At 72.8% G+C, this 900-nt stretch carries 1 protein-coding gene; it reads right to left on the bottom strand.

Translation table 11 applies throughout. The annotated features are described in order from the left end of the window. On the bottom strand, positions 1–900 hold a 900-nt coding region (locus SMA5143A_RS41865; RefSeq protein ID WP_219923662.1), incomplete at both ends, for an aldehyde dehydrogenase family protein.

Here is a 900-nt window from a genome sequence, read left to right on the forward strand (position 1 = left end):
TGTCCTCCCGGTTCGGGGCGCCCACCCGGATGGCGGCGATCCGTTCACCGAGCGCCGCGGCGAACGCGTCGGCGATTGACTCCTGGACGAGGAACCGGTTGGCGCCGACGCAGGACTGGCCGCCCAGCCGCATCTTCGCGATCATCGCTTCGCGGACCGCGAGGTCGAGGTCGGCGTCGTCGAAGACCAGGAACGGCGCGTTGCCGCCCAGCTCCATCGAGGTGCGCAGCACCCGCGCACCACTCTGCTGGAGCAACAGCCTGCCGACCGGTGTGGACCCGGTGAACGACAGCTTGCGCAGCCGGGGGTCGGCCAGCAGCGCCGTGGTGACCGCTGCCGCGTCGCTACTGCTGATCACGGTCAGGACACCGGGGGGCGCGCCCGCCTCACGCGCCAACTCGCCCAGCATCAGGGAGGACAGCGGGGTGAGAGCGGCCGGCTTCAGCACGGCGGTGCAGCCGGCGGCGAGGGCGGCGGCAGCCTTGCGGGCGGCCATGGCCAGCGGCACGTTCCACGGGGTGATCAGCAGGCAGGGACCGACCGGTTCCGCGACGGTGACGATGTGACTCCTCCCGTCCGGGGAGGGGGTGCTGCGCCCGGGCGGACGGACCGCCTCCTCCGCGTACCAGCGGAAATAGGCCGCGGCGTAGTCGACCTCGCCCCGGGCTTCGGTGATCGTCTTGCCGATCTCCAGGGTGATGATCCGGGCCAGACGCTCGCGGTGTTCGAGCAGGGAGTCGGCGAGCCGGTGCAGGACGGTCGCACGGTCCCGTGGGCTGGTGCGGGCCCACTGGTCGGCAGCCGCGGCAGCCGCGTCCAGGGCGCTCACCGCGTCCTGCGGGCCGCAGTCGGCGACGGTGGCGATGACTTCCTCGGTGGCGGGGTTGCGCACCTCGAAGG

This window comes from Streptomyces sp. MA5143a, assembly GCF_900290235.1.
Taxonomy (GTDB): Bacteria; Actinomycetota; Actinomycetes; order Streptomycetales; family Streptomycetaceae; genus Streptomyces.